The 24,092-nt window shown below is 58.0% G+C and carries 20 protein-coding genes; 7 read left to right on the top strand and 13 right to left on the bottom strand.

Features of this window, described 5'->3' with window-relative positions; genetic code table 11:
* Nucleotides 1-11 precede the first annotated feature (11 nt).
* Nucleotides 12-623 (bottom strand): flavin prenyltransferase UbiX, encoded by a 612-nt coding sequence (locus tag G5253_RS10460; RefSeq protein ID WP_047437825.1) that lies wholly within the window; start codon nt 621-623, stop codon nt 12-14.
* Entirely contained in the window at nt 620-1,990 is a 1,371-nt protein-coding gene (gene mpl / locus G5253_RS10455) for a UDP-N-acetylmuramate:L-alanyl-gamma-D-glutamyl-meso-diaminopimelate ligase (RefSeq protein WP_266135259.1), read from the bottom strand. Before mpl ends, G5253_RS10460 begins: the two co-directional genes overlap by 4 nt.
* 258 nt (nt 1,991-2,248) lie before the next feature.
* Here mpl and G5253_RS10450 point away from each other — a divergent pair, with 258 nt between their 5' ends.
* Complete coding sequence (locus G5253_RS10450; protein ID WP_266135260.1) at nt 2,249-2,950, top strand: phosphatase PAP2 family protein; 702 nt, start codon at nt 2,249-2,251, stop codon at nt 2,948-2,950.
* A gap of 69 nt (nt 2,951-3,019) precedes the next feature.
* Here G5253_RS10450 and galE read toward each other — a convergent pair whose 3' ends face one another.
* The 7 genes from galE to barA form a co-directional block, all read right to left on the bottom strand.
* A complete protein-coding gene (gene galE / locus G5253_RS10445) occupies nt 3,020-4,033 on the bottom strand; it encodes a UDP-glucose 4-epimerase GalE (RefSeq protein WP_040097369.1) in 1,014 nt (337 codons plus the stop codon).
* A 117-nt stretch (nt 4,034-4,150) separates the two neighbouring features.
* Entirely contained in the window at nt 4,151-5,140 is a 990-nt protein-coding gene (locus tag G5253_RS10440; protein ID WP_266135261.1) for a hybrid-cluster NAD(P)-dependent oxidoreductase, read from the bottom strand.
* Between the two features lie 111 nt (nt 5,141-5,251).
* On the bottom strand, nt 5,252-6,901 hold the full coding sequence (gene hcp, locus G5253_RS10435) for a hydroxylamine reductase (RefSeq protein WP_266135291.1): 1,650 nt from the start codon (nt 6,899-6,901) through the stop codon (nt 5,252-5,254).
* A gap of 289 nt (nt 6,902-7,190) precedes the next feature.
* Nucleotides 7,191-7,658 (bottom strand): Dps family protein, encoded by a 468-nt coding sequence (locus G5253_RS10430; protein WP_005362843.1) that lies wholly within the window; start codon nt 7,656-7,658, stop codon nt 7,191-7,193.
* Between the two features lie 155 nt (nt 7,659-7,813).
* Nucleotides 7,814-8,701, bottom strand: a complete 888-nt coding sequence (locus tag G5253_RS10425; protein ID WP_266135262.1) for an N-acetylmuramoyl-L-alanine amidase — start codon at nt 8,699-8,701, stop codon at nt 7,814-7,816.
* Nucleotides 8,702-8,735: 34 nt separating this feature from the next.
* Nucleotides 8,736-9,215, bottom strand: coding sequence for a DUF1456 family protein (locus G5253_RS10420; protein ID WP_005335594.1), 480 nt, complete (start codon nt 9,213-9,215; stop codon nt 8,736-8,738).
* An 89-nt stretch (nt 9,216-9,304) separates the two neighbouring features.
* The gene (gene barA / locus G5253_RS10415; protein WP_266135263.1) at nt 9,305-12,022 is read right to left on the bottom strand and encodes a two-component sensor histidine kinase BarA; all 2,718 of its coding nucleotides are present in this window, start codon (nt 12,020-12,022) and stop codon (nt 9,305-9,307) included.
* Nucleotides 12,023-12,175: 153 nt separating this feature from the next.
* Here barA and rlmD point away from each other — a divergent pair, with 153 nt between their 5' ends.
* The 5 genes from rlmD to eno all read left to right on the top strand — a co-directional run bounded on the left by rlmD (nt 12,176) and on the right by eno (nt 19,984).
* Nucleotides 12,176-13,498, top strand: a complete 1,323-nt coding sequence (gene rlmD, locus G5253_RS10410; protein WP_100645155.1) for a 23S rRNA (uracil(1939)-C(5))-methyltransferase RlmD — start codon at nt 12,176-12,178, stop codon at nt 13,496-13,498.
* Nucleotides 13,499-13,729: 231 nt separating this feature from the next.
* The gene (relA, locus tag G5253_RS10405) at nt 13,730-15,943 is read left to right on the top strand and encodes a GTP diphosphokinase (protein ID WP_005335588.1); all 2,214 of its coding nucleotides are present in this window, start codon (nt 13,730-13,732) and stop codon (nt 15,941-15,943) included.
* Nucleotides 15,944-16,016: 73 nt separating this feature from the next.
* Nucleotides 16,017-16,814, top strand: coding sequence for a nucleoside triphosphate pyrophosphohydrolase (gene mazG / locus G5253_RS10400; protein ID WP_236351245.1), 798 nt, complete (start codon nt 16,017-16,019; stop codon nt 16,812-16,814).
* Nucleotides 16,815-16,955: 141 nt separating this feature from the next.
* Entirely contained in the window at nt 16,956-18,593 is a 1,638-nt protein-coding gene (pyrG, locus tag G5253_RS10395; RefSeq protein WP_266135264.1) for a glutamine hydrolyzing CTP synthase, read from the top strand.
* Nucleotides 18,594-18,682: 89 nt separating this feature from the next.
* Complete coding sequence (eno, locus tag G5253_RS10390) at nt 18,683-19,984, top strand: phosphopyruvate hydratase (RefSeq protein ID WP_128834102.1); 1,302 nt, start codon at nt 18,683-18,685, stop codon at nt 19,982-19,984.
* Between the two features lie 109 nt (nt 19,985-20,093).
* Here eno and G5253_RS10385 read toward each other — a convergent pair whose 3' ends face one another.
* The 4 genes from G5253_RS10385 to G5253_RS10370 form a co-directional block, all read right to left on the bottom strand.
* Nucleotides 20,094-20,579, bottom strand: a complete 486-nt coding sequence (locus G5253_RS10385) for a GNAT family N-acetyltransferase (RefSeq protein WP_139432288.1) — start codon at nt 20,577-20,579, stop codon at nt 20,094-20,096.
* A 158-nt stretch (nt 20,580-20,737) separates the two neighbouring features.
* Nucleotides 20,738-21,652, bottom strand: coding sequence for an RES family NAD+ phosphorylase (locus G5253_RS10380; protein ID WP_266135265.1), 915 nt, complete (start codon nt 21,650-21,652; stop codon nt 20,738-20,740).
* Nucleotides 21,643-21,813, bottom strand: a complete 171-nt coding sequence (locus G5253_RS10375; protein ID WP_266135266.1) for a hypothetical protein — start codon at nt 21,811-21,813, stop codon at nt 21,643-21,645. Before G5253_RS10375 ends, G5253_RS10380 begins: the two co-directional genes overlap by 10 nt.
* A gap of 178 nt (nt 21,814-21,991) precedes the next feature.
* A complete protein-coding gene (locus tag G5253_RS10370) occupies nt 21,992-22,420 on the bottom strand; it encodes a VOC family protein (protein ID WP_266135267.1) in 429 nt (142 codons plus the stop codon).
* A gap of 482 nt (nt 22,421-22,902) precedes the next feature.
* Here G5253_RS10370 and G5253_RS10365 point away from each other — a divergent pair, with 482 nt between their 5' ends.
* Complete coding sequence (locus tag G5253_RS10365; RefSeq protein ID WP_266135268.1) at nt 22,903-24,078, top strand: retropepsin-like aspartic protease; 1,176 nt, start codon at nt 22,903-22,905, stop codon at nt 24,076-24,078.
* Nucleotides 24,079-24,092 lie beyond the last annotated feature (14 nt).

Genomic DNA, 24,092 nt, shown 5'->3' with positions numbered 1-24,092 from the left:
TGGCTGTCACCTCAATGGTGGCCATAGCCCCAGCGGTGGGTCAGCTCATGCTCGACACCCAGATGATCGAGGATGCGGGCCACCATAAAGTCCACCAGATCCTCGATACTTTTCGGCTCATGATAGAAACCGGGCGCTGCAGGCATGATGGTCACCCCGAGCCGTGCCAGTTTCAGCATGTTCTCCAGATGGATCGCCGAGAAGGGGGTTTCGCGGGGCACCAGGATCAGCTGGCCGCGCTCCTTGATCACCACATCCGCCGCTCGTTCCAGCAGGTTGTCGGAGGTGCCGTTGGCAATGGCCGAGACGGTGCCCATGGAGCAGGGGCAGACCACCATCTGTTTGGGGGCGGCCGAACCGGAGGCGACCGGCGAGAACCACTCCTCCTTGCCGCAGGCGACAATCTGCCCCTCCTTGGCGCCATATTGGCGGCAGAGGTACGCCGACAGTTCTTTCGGCGAGCCGGGCCAATCCTGCTGCTGCTCAGTCTTGAGTACCACACGAGCCGCCGATGAGGCGAGCAGATAGACCCTATAGTCCGCCTGCACCAGACACTGGAGCAGGCGCAGGGCGTAGGGGGCGCCGGAGGCACCGGTCAGCGCCAGGGTGATTGCTTTGTTCATAGTTCGCCGTGGTAATCCTTGAGGCGGGCGATCAGCTTGTCATGAATACCGCCGAAGCCGCCGTTGCTCATGATCAGAATATGGTCGCCATCGCGGCTCTCGGCTACCAACCGGTTGATCAAGGTCTCCAGATCGTTGAATACCTTGGCCGGTCGGGTCATATGGGCCGTCACCTCGCCGAGATCCCAGCCGATGTTGGGGGGCTGGAAGAAGAACACCTCGTCGGCACCATCGAAACAGCCAGCCAGCTCCTCCTTGTGAACCCCCAACTTCATGGTGTTGGAGCGTGGCTCCAGCACCGCCAGAATACGTGAGCCGCCTACCTTGGCGCGCAGGCCGCCGAGGGTGGTGTCGATGGCGGTGGGGTGGTGGGCGAAGTCGTCATAGACGCTGATGCCCGCCACTTCGCCCTTGAGCTCCATCCGCCGTTTGGGGGATTTGAACTGGCAGAGGGCGGCGATGCCATGATCCACCATCACGCCAGCGTGGCGGGCGGCAGCGATGGCCATCAGACCGTTGTTGACGTTGTGCTCGCCGATACACTCCCAGTGCACCTCGCCCTGTTTTTCGCCATCCAGCCACACCTCGAAGGCGGAGCCGTCATCGGCCAGCTTGACCGCCTTCCACTTGGCGTCGTTCTGACCCACCAGCTCCACTTCGCTCCAGCAGCCCATCTTGCGCACGGCGGTGAGGTTGTCATCGGCTTGCGGGAACAGCACCCGGCCGTTGCTCGGTACGGTGCGCATCAGGTGGTGGAACTGGCGCTGGATCGCGGCGAGATCCGGGAAGATATCCGCGTGGTCAAACTCCAGATTGTTCATCACCAGGGTGCGCGGATGGTAGTGGACGAACTTGGAGCGTTTGTCGAAGAAGGCGCAGTCATACTCGTCCGCTTCGATGACAAAGAAGGGGGCGGAGCCGAGACGGGCGGAGACCGGGAAGTTGCCCGGCACGCCGCCAATAAGGAAACCGGGCTCCAGTTTGGCGTACTCCAGCACCCAGGCCAGCATGCTGGCGGTGGTGGTCTTGCCGTGGGTGCCGGCAACGGCCAGCACCCAGCGATCCAGCAGCACGTGCTCCAGCAGCCACTGGGGGCCGGAGATGTAGGGCAAATTGCGGTCCAGCACATATTCAACACAGGGGTTGCCGCGGCTCATGGCGTTGCCGATCACCACCAGATCCGGCGCCGGATCGAGTTGGGAGGGGTCATAGCCTTCGGTCAGTTCGATGCCTTGCTGCTCGAGCTGGGTGCTCATGGGGGGATAGACGTTGGCATCGGAGCCGGTAACGCGATAGCCAAGCTGTTTTGCCAACACCGCCAGACCACCCATAAAGGTGCCGCAGATCCCGAGAATGTGAATATGCATACCGCTTCCTTTCGCAGTAAAGGGAAGTGCGCATTCTAGGGTGTGTTGCGGTGGTGGCACAAGCCGCACTCATGGTGAGAGGCCTACAGATGCAGCACTGGAGGCAGAAATCTTGGCGCTGTTGGGATATGCGAGATTGGAATGGGCTGAAAGGCTTTATTTGAGACTTGATGTTGTGTCGCACTTTCTTACAATTCTTCGGTTTTGTGACGCACGCTACAGTTTTACGATATCGCCCTTTTCCAAAGGAGAGTCCCCATGGGCAAGTTCCTGCTTTGCTATCTGGTCGGTGGTCTGGTGGCCATCAGTTGGGCTGCGCTGCCCGCTCATGGTCCCTGGGATCAGTGGGACCTCACGATTTTTCACACCGTTAACGGCTGGCTCGGGCAGTCGGCTCTGTGGGCCGATCTGGTGGCTATCACCAATAACCGGCTGTTCGATTTGGCGGTGTTGGCCTGTATGGGGCTGATCCTGGCCCGATGTTTCTTTGCACGGGATCTGGCAGGTCGTCGCCAACTGGTGGCGATGGGGATAGTGATGCTGCTGAGTGCACTGGTGATCAACCAGCTTGGCCACCGATTGCCGGTGGAGCGACCCAGCCCGACCCTGATGGTGGCCGATGCGCTGCGGGTGACCCAGATCAGTGCTATTCCGACCAAGGACTCTTCCGGTGACAGCTTCCCCGGGGATCACGCCCTGTTTCTGATGATCTTCGCCGGCTACGCCTTGCGTTATCTGCCGCGCTGGGCGGGAGTCACCGCATTGCTGATGGTGCCGATCTTTTCCACTCCGCGCATTCTGGCTGGCGCCCACTGGTTTACCGATGTCTACGTCGGTGCACTGGGGCTGGCGACCCTCTGTCTGCCCTGGCTGCTGTTGACCCCGCTGGCGGATCGGCTGATAGAGCGCATTTCCCCCCGATTGGCCCGTGTGCCGCTGCTGCGCAGTCAGACCCACTGATTGAACGTCGCAAAATAAAACGCCCCGACATGAAAATGTCGGGGCGTTTGTTATCCACCCGCTAGATCATCAGCCTTGATAACCGTTCGGGTTGTTGCTTTGCCAGCGCCAGGTATCGACCATCATCTGCTCCAGACCGCGTTCTGCCTGCCAGCCCAGCTCGGCACGGGCCAGCGTCGGCTCTGCCCAGCACTCGGCGATGTCGCCCGGGCGACGGGGTTTGATCTGGTAGGGAATGGGTCGGCCGCTGGCAGCTTCAAACGCCTTGACCATCTCCAGTACCGAGTAGCCCTGACCTGTGCCCAGGTTGTAGGTGAAGACACCGGTGTCGCTCTTGATGCGCGCCAGTGCTTTCAGGTGGCCGATGGCGAGATCCACCACATGGATGTAGTCACGTACGCCGGTGCCATCCGGGGTCGGGTAGTCGTTGCCAAATACCCCCAGCTCCTTGAGCTTGCCGACACCCACCTGGCTGATATAGGGCAGCAGGTTGTTGGGGATGCCGTTGGGATCTTCACCAATCAGGCCGCTCTCGTGGGCGCCGACCGGGTTGAAGTAACGCAGCAGTACGATAGCCCAGCGGGGATCGGATTTGGCGAGATCACGGAGGATCTCCTCCACCATCAGCTTGGAGCGACCATAGGGGTTGGTGGCGCTGGTGGGGAAATCTTCCCGCAGCGGTACCGAAGCGGGATCGCCATAGACGGTGGCCGAGGAGCTGAATACCAGCCGGAAAACGCCAGCCCTGGCCATCTCTTCGCACAGCACCAGAGTGCCGCTGATGTTGTTCTGGTAGTAGGTGAGTGGGATCTGGCTCGACTCCCCGACCGCCTTGAGACCGGCGAAGTGGATGACCGATTCGATCTGGTGGTTGGCGAACAGCTGCTGCAGGCAGGCTCTGTCCAGCACATCCCCTTCGACGAAGGTGACCGGTTTGCCGGTGATCTGCTCGACCCGCTTGAGTGACTCCGGTGAGGAGTTGGAGAGGTTGTCGAGTACCACGACCTGCTGCCCCGCGCCCAGCAGCTCAACCAGGGTGTGGGAGCCGATATAGCCAGCGCCGCCTGTGACCAGTATTGTCATTTTTTTATCCCGTGTTCTGGTGAAACTGGGGCAGAGTCTAGCGCCCCTGTCTACTTGGGAAAAGGTTGGGATACCGATGACGCCTTCACCGCACCTCACAAAAGCCTGCACCACGCCTCAATAATCGAGACTGATATCCCCTTTCGCAGTGCAGGAACAGGCCAGAGCAACGCCGCTCTCCAGATCCTGCGCACTCAAGGTCATCACGCTCTGGCGCTCGATGTCACCTGTGGTGGTGCAACGACAGCTGCCACATACCCCGGCGCGACAAGCAGCCATCATGGTTTCGCCCGCCGCTTCCAGCGCCGCCAGCAGGGTCTGACCCGGCAGGATCTTCACCTTTTTGCCGCTCTTTTTCAGGGTCAGCCAGAAGTGGTCGCTGGTGGTGGTGGCAGGCTCTGCTGGAGGAAGGCCAAAAGACTCCTGATGCAGCTGCTCCGGCGGCAGTCCCAGCTCTGTCAGCATGGTTTTGACCGCCGCCATATAGGGGGCTGGGCCGCAGAGATAGACATGGCGTTCGCGCAGATCCGGGGCCAGCTCGGCCAGCATGGCGGGGGTGAGTCGGCCCACCCAGGGATGAGCCGTTGGCGCCTCTTCCAGTATCAGGGCATGCCGTACACCGGGATGGGCTTCGGCCAATGCAGCCAAGTCATCTGCGAAGATCACATCTGCTGGCGAGCGGGCGCTATGGATAAAGCGGATATCGGCATCCGGCCGTTTGGCTAGCTCGTCCCGCAACATGGCCCACATGGGGGTGATGCCGGAACCAGCGCTCAAGAGCAGCGGCCGCTCGCAGGGCAGGGCGGTCAGGTTGAAATCGCCGAACGGGCCATCAGCCCGGATCTTGTCTCCCACCTGCAAGGTCTGGTGCAGATGGTGGGAGACTAGCCCCACATCCTTGATGGTGACCTGCCAGCACGCATCCTGCGGGCTTGAGGAGAGGGTGTAGGCGCGGCACTCCGGCTGGCCGTCGATCTCGGTGTGCAGGGTGATGCACTGGCCAGCCAGTACGGGAGGGAGGCTGCCGGAAAGCGGCACCAGCTGCCAGCTCACTACGTCGTGGGTGTTCTGCTGGCGACCAATGCAGGTGAGCGTGAGAGAGGTCATCACAAGGCTCCTTAGGTTTGAAACGGGTTGAAAAACGTCTGGTGAAAAAGCCGGATCCAGAAAAAAGGCGAGCCGGGCGGCTCGCCAAACGCTTACAACATGAGGTGCCGATCAGGCCGCCAGGATCTCGGCCAAGTCAGCTTCGGCCGTGGTGGTCCCTTTCAGGCCGAATTGCTCCTCCAGCACCTTGAGCAGCGCCGGGGTGAGGAAGGCGGGGGCGGTCGGGCCGGTACGAATGTCCTTCACCCCGAGGGAGAGCAGGGTGAGCAGAATGACGATGGCTTTTTGCTCGAACCAGGAGAGCACCAGCGTCAGCGGCAGATCGTTGACCCCGCACTCGAACGCCTCGGAGAGTGCCAGCGCCAACTGGATGGCGGAGTAGGCATCGTTGCACTGGCCCACGTCCAGCAGGCGCGGAATGCCGCCGATGTCGCCAAAGTCGAGCTTGTTGAACTTGTACTTGCCGCAGCCCAGGGTGAGCAGCAGGCTGTCGCGCGGCGCCGCCTTGGCAAATTCGGTGAAGTAGGCGCGCTCGGCCTTGTCGCCGTCACAGCCACCTACCAGGAAGAAGTGGCTGATCTCTCCGGCTTTGACCTTCTCAATCACTGCGGGGGCGGCCTGCATCAGGGCGTTGCGGGCAAAGCCGATGGTGATGAAGTGCTCGAGCTCGGTGTGCTTGAAGCCTTCCAGCGCTTGCGCCTTGGCGATCACGGCGGAGAAATCATCCCCCTCCAGATGGGTTATGCCCGGCCAGCCGACGATGGAGCGGGTGAAGATGCGATCCGAGTAGTTGCCCACATTCGGGTCGATGATGCAGTTGGAGGTCATCACCACGGCGCCCGGGAAGTTGGCAAACTCTTTCTGCTGGTTCTGCCAGGCGGATCCGTAGTTGCCCACCAGATGGGGGTACTGCTTGAAGAAGGGGTAGGCTAGCGCAGGCAGCATCTCACCATGGGTGTAGACGTTGATGCCGGTTCCCTTGGTTTGCTCCAGAATGAGCTTGAGATCCATCATGTCGTGGCCGGAGACCAGAATGCACTTGCCGGAGATGGGGGTTACGCGTACCTGGGTGGGTTCCGGATGGCCGAAGGCGCTGGTTTCACCGAGATCCAGCATCTCCATGATTTTGAAGTTGAGCTGACCGATCTCCATGGCACAGCTGAACAGCCGACCCATTTCGCTCGGGTCTGTGCTGAGCCAGCTCATGATGCGGTGGAATTCGGCGGCCACCTCGTCACTCTGCTGATCCAGCACCCGGGCGTGCTCCATATAGGCGGCGGCGCCCTTGAGGCCGTAAAGACAGAGCAGACGCAGCCCCATGATGTCTTCGTTCACTTCGCTCTTGCCCCGATTGGGTGCGGCTGGTGCGGCATGGGCAAGTTGTTCCAGCAGTTCGGCACCGGGTTCGAAGTAAGCGGACTGTGGCAAATCGTTCACCTGCACCGCCATAGCGGTCAGACGATCGGCCAACTGCTGGCGATAGGCGAGGGCCTGATTGACGTAGGCCACGATGCGATTCGAGTCGAAGTTGACGTTGGTGAGGGTGGCGAAGAAGGCCTTGGGCACGAAGGCATCGATCTCGCGATCCATGATGCCCTGCTCGCGGGCGGCCAGCGCCCAGGCGCTGAGCCCCTGCAGGGTGTAGATCAGCACATCCTGCAGATCCGAGGTTTCAGCCGTCTTGCCGCACATACCTTGTGCGTAGGCACAGCCGTTGCCAGCCGGGGTACGAATTGTCTGTTCACATTGCACACAAAACATCATGCCTCTCCTAATTGGACATTTCAGTTGTCTATTTTGTGGCGATTCTATTCCTCTTGCGAAAAACTTAATAGGCATTCAATTTGCCAATTAAGATTCCCTTGATGCAGATCAAAAACAAAAAAAGCCGCCCAAACAGGGCGGCAAGCGGGTGGATAAAAGGAGAGACAACTCAGGTTTGCAACAGAACATAACAATCAGACGGATTGGGCCGTGGTCTGGTCAGGAGCTTTCGGCCCGGAACTTACTCAACCCAGCATACGTACGCTGTAGTCGGCTTGGTTCACTATCAGGCCAGATAAGCGCGCAGCATCCAGACCAGTTTTTCCTGCTGCTGCACATAGTCGGAGAGGATGGAGGCAGTGCCCTCATCACCAGCTTCGGCTGCTTGACCCAGAATACGGCGCTGGGCGACCAGCAGTTCGCGGAAGCTATCCAGCAGGGATTCGACACAGGCGCGGCCATCGTGCAGCCCTTTTTGCTCCGGGATGGCAGAGACTTTCAGATAGTCGCTGAAGCTGTGCATTGGCACGCCATCCAGGGTCAGGATCCGCTCGGCCAGTGCATCGACTTTCAACAGCAGGTCGTTGTAAATCTCTTCAAATTTCAGGTGCAGTTCGAAGAACTGGTTGCCACGGATATTCCAGTGGAAGCCGCGCACGTTCATGTAGAGGATCTGGTAGCTGGCCAGCAATTTGTTCAACTCGGCTGCCAGGGCTTGTGATTGAGCAGTATCAAGACCAATCGGGCTTTTCATCATTCACCTCCAGATTTGGAAATCGGTTTGAAATTCTCTTTCGGAACGCAGTCAGAGTAACGCCTTGCAAAATGCAGGGACAATTGCTTGTGCCTAACTGTTTGATAGCTAAACGCTATCAAACAGTACGCAGCAACAGGGGCAATGGATGAGTATTAGGGGAAGTATTTTTCGAGCAGCGCCATCAGGATGGCCTGACACTCGCGGTCCGGTTTGCTATCGACCCTGCTGGCGCGAAAGTGGAGCTGAAAGGCGCCCATGACGGCGCGGCTCTGCTCATCCCACTGGCCAGTCTGGGGCAGGCCATAGCCATAGCGGGCCAGTTGCTGTTGCCACATGGCTGCATCCCAATCGGGCAAGGGGCTGGCCAGTAACTCGGCCACCCGACCTTCATCTGGCCAGGCGCCGACTCCGTACGTCAGATAGAGCTGGCGCCAGGGGAAGTGAGGGCCGGGATCCTGCTTGCGCTCGGGAGCGACATCGCTGTGGCCCAGCACCTGGGTCGGTGGAATCTGGTAGCGGGCGGCCAGCTCCCGGCTGAGGGCGCCGACGGCGGCAATCTGCTGCGGGGTATAGGGTTGCCAGCGGCGGGCATCGGGGGCCAGCGGCTCATCTTCTGCTGGATAGCCGAGGTTGACGATCTCGATGCCAAGGGAGCTGGCATTGAGCCCGGCATATTGGTGCCAACGGCTGCGTCCGGCATGCCAGGCGCGCGCGCTGTCCGGCACCAGCTGATAGACCGGTAGCGGGGTCTCGTGGCTGTTGCGGGGGATCAGGTAGTGGGCGCTCACCTTGTGCTCCGGCTCGGTCAGCAGGCGCAAGGAGTTGGCATCATCTTCGTCGGTGTAGTGGAGGATCAGAAAGGCGATCCGCTCGTTCTGGTTGGCGCTCTGATAGCGGGTCGAGAGCTGGTACTCGGACGGGGTACAACCACCCAGCAGCAGAACCAGTGGCAGAAAGAAGAGGGGAAGAAGACAGCGCCAGCGCCATCCCCCTGCCGCAGCTAGGCTGCTGAACGTGGGAGGTGTGAGTCGCTGGCACATGTCGAAGGCCCAGTCTGGTCAGTCGCGCGGCTGGTCAGCCGCGGTATTTGGCCGTGAGGCCGATCAGGAAGTTGCGCAGGATCTGATCCCCGCAATCCTGATAGTGCTTGTGATCCTTGGAGCGGAACAGGGCACTGAGCTCGGACTTGGAGAGGTTGAAGTCGGCGAGCTTGAGGGTGCCGAGCATGTCCTCTTCCTTGAAGTTGAGACCGATGCGCAGCTTGCGCAGGATCATGTTGTTGTTGATCCGGTTCGGGATCACCTGGGCCGGTGCATCTTCCCGCACACCGCGGCGGGCGATGATGAAACCGTCGAGGAACTGGCTCAGGGCCGAGTCGGGACAGGCGACATAGCCTGCCTCTTGCTCTTCACCTTCCGCTGCCTCTTTCATCAACCAGCTGTGCAGCTGGGCGTGAGTGACCGTCAGGTTGCCCTTGGCAAACATCTCGACCATCTGGTCGTTGCTGATGGTGAGGGCGTAGCGCAGACGGCGCAGAATATCGTTGTTGGTCATGCTGACTCCTGTGTAAACGGCGCAACTTTACCATCTGGCAGCCCTCGCGTCAGAAAAAGCGGGGGCCGATACAGTTCAGGTCAAGCTCATCAAGCCTTGCCGAGATAGCGGGGCGCCTCCTGGCGCACCAGTTCCAGCGCATCTTGCAGCTCCAGCAGCTCGGGTTCCAGTTCGCTCACCGGCACGCCGTCACGCAGCTGTTGCTCCAGCTGGGAGAGCAGCCGTTGCAGTCCCGGCACCCCGGAATAGGCACAGCCACCGTTGAGGCGATGGAGCTGGGCCAGCACCTCGCTATCTTCAATTTCGCCAGCCAGCGCGCTATCCAGCACTGGTTCCACCTCGTCGAAACTGGCCAGCAGCATGGTCAGCATCTCTCTGGCGAGATGCTCTTTCCCCGCCGCCTGCCGCACCGCCAGTGCCCAGTCGATCTGTTGGGCACCATTATTCTGGTGGCGGCGATGGGCAAAGTCAGTGATGAGCTGGGCCAGCATGCTCTCGTCGATGGGCTTGGCCAGATAGTCGTCCATCCCCTGCCGGATCAGCCGTTCCCGTTCTCCGGGAATGGCGTGAGCGGTCACCGCCACGATCGGGGTGGTGGTGTTGAGGGACTGGTTGCGGATTGCCTGGGTGGCGCTGATGCCATCCATGATCGGCATCTGGATATCCATGAAGATGATGTCGAACGGCTGGCTCTGGGCCTGCTTGACCGCTTCCTTGCCGTTTTTGCACACCACCACCTGACTCACCATCTCCTTGAGCATGGCGGCGATCAGCTTGAGGTTGGCGGCGTTGTCATCCACCGCCAGCACCTTGATGGGCTGCAACTGGCGCGGCGCAGGTTGCGCAGGCAGCTTCTGGCGGCTCGATTCCGGCGAGAGCAGGGCGTGCAGCAGCTTGCGGTGGTTGACCGGTTTGGAGAGACAGTGCTGGGCGCCATGGGCCAGCATCGCTTCATAGAGCGCCGGCTCGTGGCTGCTGAGCAGCACTATGGTGTTCTGCTGCTGGCCGTTCAGTCTGTCGAGACGGCCGAGCACCTGCTGCGGCGTATGCAGGGTGCTGCTGCCGATGATCACCATCTCCTGCTCGCGCATCTCGGGCCAGGGATCATCGCTGGTCAGTGGGTGCACGTCGAGGTGCCACTCCGCCAGCAGGGCGAGCAGGGAGGCTTGCGCGAAGGGATCCGGCTCCAGCAGCCAGAGCCGTTTGCCACGGATCCGATCCAGCGGCAGTTGATCGGTCTGGGGCAGGGGGGAGACCTCCACATCCAGACTGAACGAGAAGATGGAGCCCTTGCCAAGCTCCGATTCAAAGCGGATCTGGCCGCCCATCTGCTGCACCAGCTTCTGGGTGATGACGAGGCCCAGGCCCGTGCCGCCATAACGGCGGGAGATGGAGGAGTCGGCCTGATTGAAGGCCTGGAACAGCTGATGTTGCTGCTCCTGGGAGATGCCGATGCCGGTATCGCGGATCTGGACGTTGAGCCTCACCTTGTGGTTGCCACTGCCGGTCTGCTCGATATGGACATCCACGTTACCCTGCTCGGTGAACTTGATGGCGTTGCCGGTGAGGTTAGTCAGCACCTGTTGCAGACGCATGGGGTCGCCGGTGAGGTAGTCCGGCACATCGGCATCCACCCGCAAGGAGAGCTCCAGCTGCTTGTCGTGGGCGCTGGGGCCGAGCAGGTGCATGGTCTCGTTGAGAGTGTCGCGCAGGCTGAACGGGATATGCTCCAGCTGCAGCTTGCCCGCTTCCAGCTTCGAGAAGTCGAGGATGTCGTTGATGATGCCAAGCAGGTTGCGCGCCGACTTCTCGATGGTCTGCATGTAGTCGGTCTGGCTCGGGGTCAGGCTGGTTTTCAGCAACTGGCGGGTAAAACCGATGACCCCGTTGAGCGGGGTACGCAATTCGTGGGACATGTTGGCCAGAAACTCCGACTTGACCCGCGCGGCCTCTTGCGCCCGCTTCTTGGCCATGTCGAGTTCGACGTTCTGGATCTCGATCTGCTCCAGGGTTTCGCGCAGGTCAGAGGTTGCCTGATCGATATTCTGCTGCATCTCTTCGTGATATTCGGAGAGCGCCTTGGCCATGGCGTTGATGCCGTTTTTCAGCATATCCAGCTCGCCGGTGAGCTGGCCGCTGACCCGGGTATCGAGCCGCCCCTCCCGGATCTTGTGCACCGCCTGCACCATGTTGGTGATGGGCTGGGTCACGCTCTTGACCAGCCGGAAACCAAATAGGGTACTGAATGCGACCCCGATGAGCACCATGATCACCGCAAAGAAGGTATCGCGGTACTGCAGCAGCATGGCCCGATCGGTCGCCATCTGCATCGAGATGTAGCCGATCATCGGCGGCTCTACATCGCTGGGCAGCGGGAAGCCATCCAGACTGGTTTCAGCCTGGATCGGGGTGCGCAAAATGATGTCGTCCCCCTGAAACGTCACGCTGGTCAAATCCGGAATGGGCTCGCCATCGGGCAGCCTGAGTCGGGTGAAATCCCGGTGATAGTTCGAGGTAACGAACAGCTGGTTGTCCTGGGTGAAGACAGCGATGGACTTGATGAAGGGGGAGTTCTTGCGATGGGTCAGGCCAATCAGCCGCTTGAGGGATTCTCGGCTGTGCTGGGTCATCCCGTATTCACTGGCGATCGCCAGCGGTTCGATAATGTTGATCCCCTGATCAATGAGATTGTTTTCCAGCTGCTGGTAGCGGTGGAAGGTGAAGTAACCGGCCATCAGGCCACCGATGATCAGGGTTGGCAGGATGGTGAAGGCGAGAACGCGTGCTCTCAGGCCATATTTGGTCATACGAACAGGCCACCAGTGAACAGGGTTGGCGATAGGGTTGATGGCAATACACGGGCTCTGTGGCCGTATTTGGTCATACTATTATTCTTGTGGGACAATACCCGGCAGCAGATTCCACAATCATGACATAGCCACCTATAGGCACCAAGTTTTATGGCCCAGTTTTTCAAGCCCCAAAAGAAGTCCACCCAGCTCCAACGCATTGAATTTACGATAGACACCCTCGATCACCACTGCGTCGGTATCGGTCGCCATCAGGGCAAGGCGATCTTCGTCGAAGGGGCTCTGCCCGGCGAGACCGTCAAGGCACGTATCACCGAAGAGAAAAAGCAGTATGGTCACGCCGCCTTGCAACAGGTGGTGACCCCGGCGGCCAATCGTATCGCTCCCTTTTGCAGCCATTATCGCGAGTGCGGCGGTTGCAGTGCCCAGCACATGTCGGTTGCCGATCAGCAAGCCGCCAAGGCGGCCGGACTGGTCAGCCTGTTCGAGCGGTTGGGCAACATCAAGGCGCCTGCGCTGGAGCCGGTACTGACCGGTGAAGATCGTGCCTACCGCCGGGTCTGTCGTCTGGCCATCAAATTTGACAAGAACGGTCGCTGCACCCGGGTTGGTTTCCGCCGCCGCAACAGCAACGATCTGGTGGAGATCGACAGTTGCCCTGTGCTGGCCGAGCCGCTCTCTGCGCTGATTGCCCCGCTGCGTGAGTGCCTCAATCGCTTGAAGAGCCAGCGCGAGCTGGGCCATGCCGAGCTTATCCAGGCCGAGCAGGGGATCATGATGCTGCTGCGTCACACCGGCCGTCCCAATGAGGCGGACCGCGCCCTGCTGGTGGAGTTTGCAAAAGCGCAGGGGATCGACCTCTATCTGCAGGCGGCGGATGATCGCATCGAAGCGCTGCAGCAACAATTTTCCCCATCCTACTCGCTGGATGGCCTGTCTCTTGCATTTGCTCCCGGTGATTTCATTCAGGTCAACGGCCCCATCAACCAGAGCATGGTTGAGCAGGCGCTGACATGGCTCGGGGCGAGCAAGGATGACAAGGTGCTCGATCTCTTCTGCGGCATCGGCAACTTCACCCTGCCGCTGGCCCGTCAGGCTCGCGAAGTGGTGGGTGTCGAAGGTGAACTGGCCATGGTGCAGCGGGCCGAAGAGAACGCCCGTCGCAACGGCATCACCAATGCTCGTTTCTACAAGGCAGACCTGAGCGATGACATAGTCGGCATGTCCTGGGCGCGTGAAGGGTTTGATCTGGTACTGCTGGATCCGGCTCGTCCCGGCGCGCTGGAAGTGATGGGACACGTCGTGAAACTTTCACCCAAGCGGGTGGTCTACGTCTCCTGTAACCCGGTCACCCTGGCGCGGGACAGTCAGGTGCTGGTGAAAGGGGGTTACCGTCTGGTGCGCCTCGGCATGCTCGACATGTTCCCTCACACCGGTCATCTGGAGTCAATGGCGCTGTTTGAACGGGAGTAAATGACTCATCAGTTCGGCGATGCAGATATGTAATCTGGCGTGTCTGCGGCTGTTTGAGCTGGTGTGATTGGGGTAATCTAGACCCTCGTCGTTCGGCAGGGCCTGTTGGCGCGCTCTATTGTCTTTCTGGACAATATGCCTTGAAAAGTGCGCTGGATATCCCCATTTGAGGCAATCTCATGAGGGGAGAAAGTGACAGCTTTCGGCCCGATAATTTAAAGGATTGATACCATGGTTGCGGTTCGCGATATTCATTTGAAAGACAACTTCACCCTGGAAGAGTGGGTCAGCTCGCTCTCCTTGAGTGACAGTGAAAAGGATCAGCTGCGAACCGTCTACCAGTATTGTCTGACGCTCGGTGACGAGGCGCTGACCAGCAAGCTGCTGGTGCGCGGCATCGAAATGGTGGGCATCCTGCAGATGCTCAGCATGGATATCGGCACCCTCAAAGCGGCCATCATCTACCCCTTCGTCGAAGCCGGTCTCATCAGCCAGGAGCGGATGGACGAGGACTTCGGCTCCAAGATCGCCAAGCTGGTGGAAGGGGTGCTGGAGATGGAAGCCATCCGCTCCCTGCAGACCCTCCATCGCAGCGAAACCTCGCCGGAGCAGGTCGACAACGTGCGTCGCATGTTGCTTGCCATGGTCGAGGATGTGCGCGCCGTGGTGATCAAGCTGGCGGAGCGCATCGCCTGCCTGCGGGAAGCGAAGACGGCAGATGAAGAGACCCGGGTGCTGATGGCCCAGGAGATCACCAACATCTATGCACCGCTCGCCAACCGTCTCGGCATCGGTCAGCTCAAGTGGGAGCTGGAAGATCTCGCCTTCCGTTACCTGCACCCGGATACCTACAAGCAGATCGCCAAGCAGCTCGACGAGAAGCGGCTCGACCGCGAGCGCTACATCCGCGAGTTTGTGCAATCCCTGCGTAATGGGTTGAAAGAGGCGGGAGTTGACGCCGAGGTGTACGGCCGCCCGAAACATATCTACAGCATCTGGCGCAAGATGCAGAAGAAGCACCTCGAATTCAACGAGTTGTTCGACGTGCGCGCGGTGCGGGTAGTGACCAAGCGGCTGCAGGATTGCTATGCGGCGCTCGGTATCGTGCATACCCAGTTCCACCACATTCCTCGCGAGTTTGACGACTATGTCGCCAACCCCAAACCGAACGGCTATCAGTCGATCCACACCGTCGTGGTGGGGCCGGAGGGCAAGACCGTCGAGATCCAGATCCGTACCGACCAGATGCATCAGGATGCCGAACTCGGCGTCGCGGCGCACTGGCGCTACAAGGAAGGGGCGCAGGCTGGCGGCAAGGCCAACACCTTCGAAGACAAGATCGAGTGGCTGCGCAAGCTGCTCGCCTGGCAGGAAGATCTCTCCGAGAGCGGCTCGCTGCTCGAAGATCTGCGCAGTCAGGTGTTCGAGGACCGGGTCTACGTCTTCACCCCGAAAGGGGATGTGATCGACCTGCCAGCTGGCGCCACCCCGCTCGATTTTGCCTATCACGTCCACAGCATGATCGGTCACCGCTGCATCGGCGCCAAGATTGACGGCCGCATCGTGCCGTTTACCTACGCGCTGCAGACCGGCGATCAGGTGGAGGTGATCACCCAGAAAGAGCCGAACCCGAGCCGCGACTGGATGAACCCCAACGCCGGCTTCCTGCGCTCCAGCCGGGCGCGGGCCAAGGTAGCAACCTGGTTCAGAAAGCTGGATCGGGACAAGAATATCGTGGCCGGTCGCGAGCTGTTCGAGAAGGAGCTGGATCGCCACAACCTCAGCATGTCCAAGATCGACAAGGGCAACATGCTGCGCCGCTTCAATCTGGAGAGCACCGACGATCTGCTGGCCGGTATCGGCAGCGGCGATATCCGCATCAACCAGGTGCTCAATTATCTCGACACCTGCTACAACAAGCCGACGGCGGAAGAGGAAGATCGCCGATTGCTGGAGAAGCTGGAGCAGAAGGCCAATGCGCCGATGCGCCACAAGCCCAAAGACCACATAGTGGTGGAAGGGGTTGGCAACCTGATGACCCATATCGCCCGCTGCTGCCAGCCCATTCCGGGGGACTCCATTCAGGGCTTTATCACCATGGGGCGTGGCGTTTCGATCCACCGGGAAGATTGCGAGCAGTTGAAAGAGCTTTCCCGTCGCAACCCGGAGCGGCTGATCGATGCGGTGTGGGGGGAGAACTACTCCGGCGGCTACGGCCTCACCATCCGGATCATCTCCAACGATCGCTCCGGCCTGCTGCGCGATATCACTACCGTGCTGGCCAACGAGAAGATCAATGTGATGGGGGTGCGCTCACGCTCCAACGTGCGCGAGCAGACCGCAGAGATCGACATGGAGCTGGAGATTTACAACATCAACGCCTTCAACCGGGCGTTGGCCAAGCTCAGTCAGCTCAATGACGTAATTAGCGCCAAGCGGCTTTGATAGCGAACCGACCGGCCCCTGTGGCCGGTCTGCATTTACGACCCTTTTTGAACAAATCGAAAGCGAATATTCCATGTCCCAACGTTACGATCTGCCCCAACTGCTCGATATCATGGCTCGCCTGCGCGATCCGCAAAACGGCTGCCCCTGGGATCTGAAACAGAACTTCCAGACTATAGTGCCGCACACCCTGGAAGAGGCCTACGAGGTGGCCGATGCCATCGAGACCGAGGATTGGCAGGGGCTGAAAGGGGAGCTGGGGGATTTACTGTTTCAGGTGGTGTTTTACGCCCAGCTGGGTAAAGAGCGGGGCTTGTTCGACTTTGCCGATATCGTCGATACGGTGAGTGAAAAGCTCATTCGCCGTCATCCCCACGTTTTTTCCGATGCAGACCTTGGCGACGAGAAAGCGGTAAAAGCGAACTGGGAGGCGGAAAAGGCCAAAGAGCGCGCTGCCCTCGACAAAGAGAGCGTGCTGGACGACATCCCGCAGGCGTTGCCTGCCCTGACCCGCGCCGCCAAGATTCAGAAACGCTGCGCCACCGTCGGTTTTGACTGGAAGACGCTGGGGCCTGTGGTGGACAAGATCCACGAAGAGATCGACGAGGTGATGGAAGAGGCATTGATGGCCGATGTGGACGAGGCGAGGGTGAGCGATGAGCTCGGCGACCTGCTGTTTGCCACCGTCAATCTGGTGCGTCATCTGGGCAAGGATCCGGAGCAGGTGCTGCGCGGCGCCAACGCCAAGTTCGAACGTCGTTTTCGTCAGGTTGAGCAGATAATCGCCGCAGAAGGCTTGAAAATGACCGATTGCACCCTCGAAAAGCTCGATGCTGCCTGGGATAAGGCGAAGGAAACCGAGCAAAGTTGATTTGGCGCAAGATGGGGGGGCGGTGAGCCTGATAGATTTTTGCTCATTGTTTGGGAGAGGGGTTTTTGGTATACTGTTTCCCCGTCCTGCTTCATCCCCGAAGCACCCCTTAAAATTCCCTAAACTTCTTTCAGGTTCAGCATGACGACCAAATATATTTTTGTTACTGGTGGCGTTGTTTCATCCCTCGGCAAAGGCATTGCCGCAGCTTCTCTGGCAGCCATTCTGGAAGCCCGTGGTCTGGATGTGACCATCATGAAACTGGACCCGTACATCAACGTGGATCCGGGCACCATGAGCCCGACCCAGCATGGTGAAGTGTTCGTAACCGAGGACGGGGCCGAAACCGATCTGGATTTGGGCCACTACGAGCGTTTCATCCGCACCAAGATGACCCGTCGCAACAACTTTACCACCGGCCGTATCTACGCCGACGTACTGCGTAAAGAGCGTCGTGGTGACTATCTGGGCGCCACCATTCAGGTTATCCCGCACATCACCAACGCCATCAAAGAGCGGGTGATTGCCGGTGCCGAAGGCCATCAGGTTGCCATCGTCGAAGTGGGCGGTACCGTAGGTGACATCGAGTCCCTGCCGTTCCTCGAAGCCATTCGTCAGCTGGCTGCCGAAGTGGGCCGCAACAACGCCATGTTCATGCACCTGACGCTGGTTCCTTACCTGGCTGCTGCCGGTGAAGTGAAGACCAAGCCGACCCAGCACTCCGTTAAAGAGCTGCTCTCCATCGGTATCCAGCCGGATGTGCTGATCTGCCGCTCCGACCGTGCCATTCCGGCCAACGAGCGCGCCAAGATTGCCCTGTTCTGCAACGTGCCGGAGCGCGCCGTCATCTCCATGAAAGACGTCGACTCCATCTACAAGATTCCGGCACTGCTCAAGTCCCAGAATCTGGACTCCTACTTCACCGAGCGTTTCGGTCTGGAGTGCAAAGAGGCCGATCTCTCCGAGTGGGAACAGGTTATCTACGAAGAGGCCAACCCGACTGGTGAAGTAACCATCGGTATGGTCGGCAAGTACGTCTCCCTGCCGGACGCTTACAAGTCCGTCAACGAGGCGCTCAAGCACGGTGGTCTCAAGACCCGTCACTCCGTCAACATCAAGTACATCGACTCTCAGGATATCGAGACCCGTGGCGCCGAGCTGCTGGAAGGTCTGGACGCTATCCTGGTGCCGGGTGGCTTCGGTGAGCGCGGTGTGGAAGGCAAAATTCTGGCTGCCCAGTATGCCCGCGAGAACAAGGTCCCCTACCTGGGTATCTGCCTCGGCATGCAGGTTGCCATGATCGAATTCGCTCGCAACGTGGCGGGCATGGAAGGGGCTCACTCCTCCGAATTCAAGAAAGATTGCGCATACCCGGTCGTCGGCCTCATCACCGAGTGGGTGGATGAAGAGGGTAACGTCGAGACCCGTACCGAGAAGTCCGATTTGGGCGGTACCATGCGTCTGGGTTCCCAGCTCTGCCACCTGGTCGAAGATTCCAAAGTGCGTCAGATGTACGGCAGCCCGACCATTTACGAGCGTCACCGTCACCGTTACGAAGTCAACAACAAGCTTCTGCCGCAGATTGAAGCGGCAGGTCTGAAAGTGACCGGTCTCTCCGCCGACAAGAAGTTGGTGGAAATCATCGAGATCCCGGATCACCCCTGGTTCGTGGCTGCGCAGTTCCACCCGGAGTTCACCTCTACTCCTCGTGATGGCCACGCTCTGTTCGCCGGTTTTGTGAAGGCGGCAGGCGAGTATCAGAAGCGTAATTTGAAGTAATTGAAAATAAATGCGGTTGGGGCACTGTGCCACAGCCGCTTTTTTTGGCATATTTTTGTTGTTTTTTTACGAAACCTGAGGAAATACACATGTCCAAGATCGTTAAAGTGATCGGTCGTGAAATCATCGACTCCCGTGGTAACCCGACCGTTGAGGCCGAAGTTCACCTGGAAGGTGGTTTTGTTGGTATGGCAGCCGCTCCGTCTGGCGCGTCCACCGGTTCCCGCGAAGCGCTGGAACTGCGTGACGGCGACAAGAGCCGTTTCCTGGGTAAAGGCGTGCTGAAAGCCATCGAAGCCGTAAACGGCCCGATCGCTCAAGCTCTGCTGGGTAAAGATGCCAAGGACCAGGCCACCGTTGACCAGATCATGATCGACCTCGACGGTACCGAGAACAAATCCAAGTTCGGCGCCAACGCCATCCTGGCTGTTTCCCTGGCTAACGCCAAAGCTGCCGCTGCTGCCAAAGGCATGCCGCTGTACGCCCACATCGCCGAGCTGAACGGCACCCCGGGTGTTTACTCCATGCCGCTGCCGATGATGAACATCATCAACGGTGGTGAGCACGCCGACAACAACGTCGACATCCAGGAGTTCATGATCCAGCCGGTTGGCGCCAAGACCCTGAAAGAAGCCGTTCGCATGGGCGCAGAAGTGTTCCACAACCTGGCCAAAGTGCTGAAGTCCAAGGGCTACAACACTGCAGTTGGTGACGAAGGTGGTTTCGCTCCGAACCTGAAATCCAACGCCGAAGCGCTGGAAGTTATCGCTGAAGCCGTTGCCGCTGCCGGTTACAAACTGGGCTCCGACATCACCCTGGCTATGGACTGCGCTGCTTCCGAGTTCTACGACGCAGAGAAGAAAGAGTACAACCTGAAAGGCGAAGGTCGTGTCTTCACCTCCAACGGTTTCTCCGACTTCCTGGCTGACCTGACCACCAAGTTCCCGATCGTCTCCATCGAAGATGGCCTGGACGAATCTGACTGGGAAGGTTTCGCCTACCAGACTGCTGAACTGGGCAAGAAAATCCAGATCGTGGGTGACGACCTGTTCGTAACCAACACCAAGATCCTGAAGCGCGGTATCGACAACGGCATCGCCAACTCCATCCTGATCAAGTTCAACCAGATCGGTTCCCTGACCGAAACTCTGGCTGCCATCAAGATGGCCAAAGACGCTGGCTACACTGCCGTCATCTCCCACCGCTCCGGTGAGACCGAAGACGCGACCATCGCCGACCTGGCTGTTGGTACCGCTGCTGGCCAGATCAAGACCGGTTCCATGAGCCGTTCTGACCGTGTTGCCAAGTACAACCAGCTGATCCGTATCGAAGAAGCTCTGGGTGCCAAAGCTCCTTTCCGCGGTCTGAAAGAAGTTAAAAACCAGGCTTAATTTGCTGGTTTGCCAGCTTCGACTGGAATGAAAAAAACCGGAACCCTTGGGTTCCGGTTTTTTTATGCCTGATCCTTGCCACAACGGCCTGAGAGGTGAGGGGCTCGGGTCAGACAAAGGGGAGCATGCGCTGATAGCGCCCTGCATGCGCCTTGAAGCCCAGCTTTTCAAACAGGGCGATAGAGCGGACGTTATCTGCATCGATATCTGCGGTGAGGCGGGTGACTCCCAACGTGCTGGCGTGGGCGAACAGCAATCCCAGCGCTTCTGACATAAACCCTCTGCGCCAATAGGCCGCATTGAGCAGGCAGCCCACCTCGCAGCTGTGACCCGCCTCGCTGAAACTGTGCAGGCCGCAGGTGCCGATCACCTTGTTGCCCTCCCGCTCGACAATCGCCCACTCCAGCGACTCACCCGTGTGCTCCAGCCGCGCTACGCTCGCCATCATCTGCGCCACCATGGCGGGGGAGGTAAAGCAGGGATCAGAGGCAAACTCCATGGTCAGCGGATTGCCATAAATCTCGAACAGATCGGCGGTATCCTGCGGGCCAATGGTGCGCAGTACAATCCGAGTGCCGGTTAAGTCTGGCTTCATAAATCTCCTTGGCGCGGGGGTTAGCCAGCAAAGATACAGGTGAAAAATGAGACAGCGTGAAAGTTGGTCTCTAAAGGCAACTGGTACTATCACGAAATATTTCTATCGCGAACGTCCGATTACGCTTCGCTAATCGAACCTACGGGCTTGATTCTAACTTAATACTCTATTGGACCAAAATGGCCTTGATACCCGACTTGGGTAATTATAAGCCTATTGATAGATTTTACTTTCACCAAGCCGGACTGTAAGGGATACCCAAACAGTGCGAAGTTTTTTACAGTGAAAGCATTTGCATATTTTTCTCGCTCTGGGTGGTAACGTCGTAAGGATAGGCCATAGCTCGTTTCAAATGGGTGGCCACCTGTTCTAATTAGACTGAAAAATGAAGGGTAAATAACCCCATCAAAACCAGCGGCCAGTGCCGCCTTAGCTATATCTCTGGATATTTCATAAGAGTGAGATTTGGCAAGAAACAACATATGTATAGCCATATCTAAGCTTTCGAACTCCGTAACATCCTCCTCTAAAACATGAGTCAGATCTAAAAGGTGTAGGTCTCTAGTGGTTTCAAACGTTGCAACATATATTTCATCCTCTGTGGAAGCACGGCATTCATGTATGCAAACATCAATATCCTGGGAACCGTACATAACTGATAAATCAACAGAATCTAAACGTCCATTTCCCGAGAACTCAATAGGAGGACTGTCATATTCGGTATGATTAGCAGGATTTTTAGGGTTAATTCTGAGTCGATAAAACTTCATTCCACCAGGAATCAATCTCTCAGGATACTCCTTGATTACACGCTGAATAATTCTCGCTCGACTGCCATCTAGTTGCAGATCCTTCAGTGGTTCAACCTCGCCAACCATCCACAATCGTGGTCCGTAGTGAAAAAAACCAATTTTAGCTGCATCTTCAATCAGTGTTATATCTCTTTCCAGCCAAGGCGATGGTCGGATATCACTTTTTCCATAGTGATACTCATTAGTCTGAATTACTGGCGCTGCGCCATAGTCACAGCGAATAGTTGTTCCACTGACAAAGAAACGCCAAGCTAATCCCAAGATAAGCTCTTTAGTAAGTTTTTTCCGCTTTTACTTTTGCATTGTGGGCATTCTTCTGATGACTCAAGGCCAATTTTGTATGAATCGATTCTAAGCCCTTCATCCTCAAAACAATCTGAACAAAGTAATGCGCAATTATCATCCGTTTCTTGTTCATGCATTTTAATGTTCCTTTTAGCTTCACAGTAGTTAGATGGAATACGGCACTGATCGCGCAATTCCGTATAGATTTGAATGCTGTAAAGCGCCGTAATAAAAATTATGGAAATACTATTTTGCTAGGCGTAGCGCATCATTGCACCACAACAACGGCCACGTCACTAGTGTTTCATTCTTCTTCTAAAACTGAATCTCCACCGACTCCACACTACGCTTTGCCTCACCGTGATAAACCGCTTCGATATTATTGCCGTCCGGGTCGAGGACAAAAGCTGCGTAATAGCCGGGGTGATAATTACGCTCACCGGGGGCGCCGTTGTCTTTGCCGCCGTTAGCCAATGCGGCCTGATAAAAACGATCCACCATGGCGCGATCTTTTGCCTGAAAGGCGAGATGGTGGCGGCCGGTCAGTGCCCCCAGCGCGGCGGGGCTGTCGATGGCGGTAACAAACAGTTCGTCCGCCCAGAAGTAGCCCTCACCTGTGCCGCCCAGCGGAATATTGAGGGTGGTGAGAATGGCCGTATAAAAGCGCTGGCTGGCGACAAGATCTTTGACCACCAGCTGGATATGGTCGATCAAGCGACCACGATGCAGGGTTTGTGTTTCCATACACCACCTTGATTTGCATGTTGTGGATGAGTCAGCGGCTTGCCGGTCAGTTTGTTTGGATCAAAAAGGGACCGGGCGAGATATGGCATGGCTACCGCCCCTGAATTACAGCCTCCAGTCTGCTGCGTTTCACCAACGGGATGGGGTTGGCATGGCTCATGGGAGACTCCGACGAGGCAAGTGTTGCCAAATGGCAATATTAACCATGGCGCTGTGGAGAGAAAACTCAATATTTAGAATTTCTGTGCAAGATCAATAAATTAATCAAGTGTCACCCACGATTGATGACGCGCCGAGATAGCGTGAACAACCATTCTTGAACTATCTCCATAGAATATTCATGGTCATATCTGGCTTGAACCAGCATAAAACTCTTTGTTATTGTCCGTATCCCCCGCTGAAATAGCTTATTTATCTATAAATCAACAAGATAGCATTATGCGGTGGCGTTGCGGGGGCATCTGCTATCGGGAAGGAGAGTTATGAAGTCGCAGTTCAAAGTGGCGCTGGCCATGTTGGCCCTGTTCGTCGTCCAAGGCTGCACAGCCCCGGATTCATCCGCCAAACGCAATGCACCCGGCCCGGTGCTGACAGTGCATTACGAAAGCGCCCCCCTGATCCCCGTCACCATCGCAGATGAGCAGTACCAGTTTTTGCTGGATACCGGGGCCAGTATCACCTTTATCGATCGTCGTCTGGCCAGCCGCTTCAAGGCGCTGACCTTAAGCGAATTGCCCAGGTCCTATCAGGCTGATTTTGCCAGTGTGAACAGCGTTTCGAGCCAATTGGGCAGCGAGCAGCTTGGTTTTGTTGAGCCGCAACCCTTCTCGGTGGGGTCGGTCACTATTGATGACAGCGATCTGTGGGCAACCGTTGATTTCGATCTCTTCTCCCAGTCTCTTGGTAGCCGTATCGATGGCATCCTCGGGATCGACACCATCCGCCGTTTCAACTGGGTGTTTGATCGCGACAAGCATCAGCTCACGGCTTTGCTGACGGCACCGTCGGCAGCCACCTTCGAGCGTTGCATCGGCTATGAAGATAGCTACAACCGCTCCCCGGCAGTCTATCTGACCCACGGTGAGAGCAGCGTGCGCATGTATCTGGATACCGGGGCCGACCAGAGCTATGCCGACCATGCCTTTATCGACTTTATGGCGAGCCAGAAGGCGATCTCTGGCGAAGATGCGATGCCACGCAAAGGGGTGGATGCCAGCGGTATGGTGGAGGGGCGTGAACATATCCTCACCGGCCTGCACTTTGATGAGCGCCAGCTCGGTGAACTGCGCGTGTCGGAAAACAGCAATGAGCAGTATGGTCTGGGGCTGGATTTTGTTAACCGCTTCAATCGCTTTGCGATCATGCCCGGGCGGATGATGCTCTGCTACGACGCCGACAGCCTGGCGCGCAAAGTGCCGCCAATCCTGCGCAATATCGGGGTGCGTTTTGATGGCGAGCATCTGCAGGTCTACTACAGCGACGAACGGGATCTTGCCCCCTATGGTCTGGCCAACGGCGACATTCTGGAGCAGATCAACGGGGTGGCTTATCGTCCCCTCGAGATCGACAAGGTGCGTGAACTGCTCAGCACCGGCAAGCCGGGGTCGCTCAAGTTGCGAATTGTGCGGGAAGGAAAACCGCTGGATATCGCCATCTAGTCAAGGTGGGGCGG

Source organism: Aeromonas sp. 602658, assembly GCF_049173005.1.
In the GTDB taxonomy this organism is placed as follows: Bacteria; Pseudomonadota; Gammaproteobacteria; order Enterobacterales; family Aeromonadaceae; genus Aeromonas; species Aeromonas veronii_A.
Note: the sequence above shows the minus strand (reverse complement) of the source record. Positions and strands in the feature narration are given on the sequence as shown.

Coding starts and splice junctions, on each gene's coding strand:
- G5253_RS10460 (WP_047437825.1), bottom strand. CDS start 623: ATGAACAAAGCAATCACCCTGGCGCTGACCGGTGCCTCCGGCGCCCCC.
- mpl (WP_266135259.1), bottom strand. CDS start 1,990: ATGCATATTCACATTCTCGGGATCTGCGGCACCTTTATGGGTGGTCTG.
- G5253_RS10450 (WP_266135260.1), top strand. CDS start 2,249: ATGGGCAAGTTCCTGCTTTGCTATCTGGTCGGTGGTCTGGTGGCCATC.
- galE (WP_040097369.1), bottom strand. CDS start 4,033: ATGACAATACTGGTCACAGGCGGCGCTGGCTATATCGGCTCCCACACC.
- G5253_RS10440 (WP_266135261.1), bottom strand. CDS start 5,140: ATGACCTCTCTCACGCTCACCTGCATTGGTCGCCAGCAGAACACCCAC.
- hcp (WP_266135291.1), bottom strand. CDS start 6,901: ATGTTTTGTGTGCAATGTGAACAGACAATTCGTACCCCGGCTGGCAAC.
- G5253_RS10430 (WP_005362843.1), bottom strand. CDS start 7,658: ATGAAAAGCCCGATTGGTCTTGATACTGCTCAATCACAAGCCCTGGCA.
- G5253_RS10425 (WP_266135262.1), bottom strand. CDS start 8,701: ATGTGCCAGCGACTCACACCTCCCACGTTCAGCAGCCTAGCTGCGGCA.
- G5253_RS10420 (WP_005335594.1), bottom strand. CDS start 9,215: ATGACCAACAACGATATTCTGCGCCGTCTGCGCTACGCCCTCACCATC.
- barA (WP_266135263.1), bottom strand. CDS start 12,022: ATGACCAAATATGGCCTGAGAGCACGCGTTCTCGCCTTCACCATCCTG.
- rlmD (WP_100645155.1), top strand. CDS start 12,176: ATGGCCCAGTTTTTCAAGCCCCAAAAGAAGTCCACCCAGCTCCAACGC.
- relA (WP_005335588.1), top strand. CDS start 13,730: ATGGTTGCGGTTCGCGATATTCATTTGAAAGACAACTTCACCCTGGAA.
- mazG (WP_236351245.1), top strand. CDS start 16,017: ATGTCCCAACGTTACGATCTGCCCCAACTGCTCGATATCATGGCTCGC.
- pyrG (WP_266135264.1), top strand. CDS start 16,956: ATGACGACCAAATATATTTTTGTTACTGGTGGCGTTGTTTCATCCCTC.
- eno (WP_128834102.1), top strand. CDS start 18,683: ATGTCCAAGATCGTTAAAGTGATCGGTCGTGAAATCATCGACTCCCGT.
- G5253_RS10385 (WP_139432288.1), bottom strand. CDS start 20,579: ATGAAGCCAGACTTAACCGGCACTCGGATTGTACTGCGCACCATTGGC.
- G5253_RS10375 (WP_266135266.1), bottom strand. CDS start 21,813: ATGCATGAACAAGAAACGGATGATAATTGCGCATTACTTTGTTCAGAT.
- G5253_RS10370 (WP_266135267.1), bottom strand. CDS start 22,420: ATGGAAACACAAACCCTGCATCGTGGTCGCTTGATCGACCATATCCAG.
- G5253_RS10365 (WP_266135268.1), top strand. CDS start 22,903: ATGAAGTCGCAGTTCAAAGTGGCGCTGGCCATGTTGGCCCTGTTCGTC.